Origin of the sequence: uncultured Thiodictyon sp. (assembly GCA_903837595.1) — a bacterium.
In the GTDB taxonomy this organism is placed as follows: domain Bacteria; phylum Pseudomonadota; class Gammaproteobacteria; order Chromatiales; family Chromatiaceae; genus Thiodictyon.
Map to the genome: position 1 here is coordinate 1 of CAILVI010000042.1, position 3,860 is coordinate 3,860.

At 57.4% G+C, this 3,860-nt stretch carries 3 protein-coding genes and 1 pseudogene; 1 reads left to right on the forward strand and 3 read right to left on the reverse strand.

The genetic code is table 11. The features are described from left to right. A pseudogene (locus QZY44_RS02525) lies at window positions 1-134 on the forward strand (IS30 family transposase); the annotation flags it as partial. Here the strand turns inward: QZY44_RS02525 and QZY44_RS02530 are convergent. From QZY44_RS02530 to QZY44_RS02540, 3 genes are all read right to left on the reverse strand, one after another. Further along, window positions 97-921, reverse strand: coding sequence for a PD-(D/E)XK nuclease family protein (locus tag QZY44_RS02530; RefSeq protein WP_295441791.1), 825 nt, complete (start codon window positions 919-921; stop codon window positions 97-99). The pseudogene QZY44_RS02525 and the gene QZY44_RS02530 sit on opposite strands and share 38 nt — an antisense overlap. Window positions 922-1,256: 335 nt before the next feature. Beyond that, complete coding sequence (locus QZY44_RS02535) at window positions 1,257-2,075, reverse strand: hypothetical protein (RefSeq protein WP_295441794.1); 819 nt, start codon at window positions 2,073-2,075, stop codon at window positions 1,257-1,259. Continuing rightward, window positions 2,066-3,370 (reverse strand): ATP-binding protein, encoded by a 1,305-nt coding sequence (locus QZY44_RS02540; protein ID WP_295441797.1) that lies wholly within the window; start codon window positions 3,368-3,370, stop codon window positions 2,066-2,068. Before QZY44_RS02540 ends, QZY44_RS02535 begins: the two co-directional genes overlap by 10 nt. Window positions 3,371-3,860: the final 490 nt, after the last annotated feature.

The window sequence follows — 3,860 nt, forward strand, 5'->3', positions numbered from 1 at the left end:
CCCAGCGGTACCTGACCCAGATCGCGACGGCGCTCAATACGCGTCCCAGAAAATGCCTCGGCTTTCTCACGCCCGAGGAAGTTATGTCACAAGAAATCAGGCTCTTGAACACTGCCGTTGCACTTCAAAGTTGAAACCGCCCACCAAAAAAGCCGCTTCGAGCGTTTCATCGGAGGCTAGGATAGCGTTGCAGATTTCTTGCTCTTCATTCATGCACATGTCGACCTCACCATTGATTCTTTTTTGAATAAAAGATGCCAAATCGCTTACAAAATTTTTGACGGTCGGCGCCTGGACCTCTCGGCTTGCGTCTCCAAACAATCGAGCCAGTTGAACATACGTCAAATGCGCGTAGTGATGAGTCGTTCTCAATTGCTCCAACCTTTCTGGACAGATGCTATGAGGACTCGGCTCACGGTTGCTGAGAAAGATCACCAGCCAGTTATCACCCCATCCTCGACTGCTCGCCGTAACTTTAAGCCACTCGGAATATCTGCAAATTTGCTCGGCCTGATCACCCGCGTATGGCGTGTTTTCAATCACGATTGCGCCGTTGGTGAACTCCAGATAGAGATCGATATTTCCCATGCAAGTAGGCTTTTCTTTGATGATCTTCTGGAATGTCTCGTCTGAGGCCCATCCGTGGGCAACAACCTCGCCCAGAAACGCATTAAGAAACAGTCCGCCCTGAGCGTGCGTACCCTTCGGATTCAGCAGGTCGCGCAAGATTCGCGACAAGCCGTGCTCGTCTGTGCGCACGTAGTCGAAAATTTGGAACAACGACGCTTGGACAGAATCGTTCCGGAGTCGAGAGAGCCGGCTCGCTATGTCATGGAGTAGCACCCCGGCATGCCTGCCGATCGCTTGCCGCAAAGCAGCCACCCGGCGAACGACGTCCTGAAGCAGGCTCGTTACGCTCATGTATTCATCTCCATCGTCAGGAAACGTTGATTAAGCCAATCGTCGCCGGCCAGCCCGCGTAGGGCGGAACGCGTAACAGTTCCGCCATCTGGCTGGCCGGTTGGCGCAATGGCGGATCGCCCTGCGGGGATCTCCCCTACAGTTGCAATAGTCGCCGAGACCTATTTGTCACTTCGATTCGCGATGGGCGGACAAGTACGTCACGCCAAGTTTTGGGTGACGTGGGAACCCCAACAGATACACGTATACCAGGGAAGTTTTGGGATTTGTTCATCACCGAAACCACAGCGTACAAGGTCAAAGCGGACCCGTCATTGAAGTACCAGACCCCTGAGTCACACCCGCACCTGCCGGATGAGGTCTTGCCACTCCGGAAACTGAGCTACCGCTTCGCCCGCGTTTTCGCGAACCCAATCACGCAGTGCCGCCCGGAGATCCCCTGCATTCGTGCAACGGGACTGCCTCAAAGAGTCACAGGAAAGCCCGGCCAACAAGTCCTTTCCTGAACACCAAGCCAAGGTTGTTTCGATGTTCCCTAAATTGTCTTCTGTCAGTATCCCGGAATAGCGGTCTATTTTCGCTTCGACGCTTTCCGGAGACATTTTCTCCGTCACTTGCTCAAGAAAATCACCGATCGACGTCAGGCACCATTCGCGGGAAAACGGTTTGTCAGTGAGTGCTGGAAGCGCAAGCTCGTTCAGGTCCGCCGGTCGGGTCCGCAATTGATGGGAAGGAGGAAGTACCCGTCGCACCTGCCCGATGGTCCAGCGGGCGATTTGGTACCACCGAATCCGACCAGCTACCTCTGTGAGCGTTGCTGACCAGTCATGCGCCGAAATACCAATGGCCTTTTCGACGATCGCTGGGTCAAGCAGGTAATTTTCGATTTCATGTCGTGCCCAACGCCACCCCAGCACCGTACTGCCATCCTGCCGATCAACCGTCACCGTGTGATGGTTCTGCGGCGGTTCATGATCGAAATCACGATCGCGCAAATAGGCGGCCTTCACCTTGCTCATATCGCGCTCATATCGCGCTTGTGGCGCCAAACCGTTTTTCGAGCCACCGCGTCTAACAGCAGGCTCGCCTGCTAACACGCTCGCCAGAATTTCGCTGTCGAGGTTGCCTTCCACAATCAATAGACTTACAGGCATCGGCTCCCGCCCTCCAGCCGAATCTCGTGCTCATTCGGAATGGCATCGGTCAAGTAGGGCGAATGGGTCGAAATAACGAACTGACAGCTTGCCCCCAGACGCGGAAGCGAGGCCAAGAGCCGCTGCTGCTCGGGGGGATGCAAGTGAAGCTCCAACTCATCGATCAGCACGATCGAGTTGCTGATATCCAGGCGCACGAATTCGTAGACCAAGGGAAAGACGGCCTGCTCGCCGGACGACATTTCAGCCAGGTCGTAAGTTCGGCCCTGTGCCTCCAGTAGAAAATAGAAGTCATTGGCCCCGAACGGACCACTGTCCTCTTTCGGCGCGAGACCGACAAAGCGTCGATCTGGAAAAACGGCGCAAAACTTCTCCTGTAGCTCGGGGATATAGTCCTTGCCCCCGGCCCTAACCGGCGAGGTATGATACCCCCACCAACCGACAAGATACTGGCGCAATTGCTCGACACCGGCCTTCCAACTTTCTTTCGGCCCGCCCTCCGCATCGCTACCCGCGTACCGACTCGCCGATGCACTGCCGAGATTGCGATGCTGGTCAAACCAGAAGACGTCTCCCAAGTTGCGGTAATGGCGGCGCAAGTCCGGGTCGGTCCGGCTTAACGCCTTGACGTAATACCGCCCCAAGAATTGGTTGACGGCCTGGTATCCTTGCGGTGAAGAAAGGTGATTCTGTTCGTAGACCAAGGTCACGATGCGATGGTTCGACGGCTCGACGATGCGATGCGATTCCCGCCAATCCGGCGCCAGTGAATCGTACCAGGTGCAAAAGAGTGAACTCGTCAGCTCGACTTCCGCATCGGTCAGCGCAACCTGAAGCTCCACACGGGTTCGCCCCATGCTTGCAATTCGCTCGGCGAGGAAGCCATGCCAATCGAAGGCGTCGGCGAAGCGCGTGCGCCGGGTGGCAAGCGACAACACCAACGCAATCGCTTGTAGCACCGTCGTTTTTCCTGCGCCGTTGTCACCGACCAGGCAGGTCAGGTTGCGGGTCGCACCGGCCGGACTCTGGAAATCGAGGTGCAAGTGACTCAAAGACTTGAAATTAACGATGTCCGCACTTAGCAGTTTCATAATCTTCGTCCAGCCCCCTGGCTCTCGCGTATCGCCGAACCGGCATCCGTATTGAGGATCAACGAAATCGGTGCGTTGGAGTCGAGATGGATCATCCGTGCCAACAGGTCCGCAGCAAATCGTCCTCTTGGCGCTGCGATACCAGGGACAGACCGCGGATATCCAAGGCGCATAACAACCCCCTTTGTGGTTATCGGAAAGCATTCATGAGCTGCCGCTCACCGCGAGCGGGCGACCGGCCGGAACTGGGCGGGTCCGGTGAGTCAAGGGCCGTCTCTCGCCTGGGAAGACACCCGGTGGCACGCTATCCCCATGTCCAGCAGCTTCCTTGTGCCGGTCACTGTCGCGCTCTTCGCCAGCGACCCGGCTCGCACCGCAGGGAGCCCGCCCCGAGGGTCCAGCCGCTTGGTTCGCCGCGTTCAGCAGTGCCGACTGGGAAGGTGTCCAGACAGCGTGGTTGTGGGCATCCAGTTTGGCGATTTTACCTCAGCTTCCCGCATTCCCCCCAGAAATCCGAACTTTGGGCTCTCACACCCATCCCCCCTGATCGGGCACCCTGACGGCACCTTCACAGCCGCTCCGGGTCTCCGTCAATGCGCTTCTCCAGGTTTTCAGGGCTTCTCGCCGTGGCACTCGCCGCGCCGCCCCACGCCCTCTGGGCCGAGCCCGCCGCCACCTTGGGCACGATCCTGGG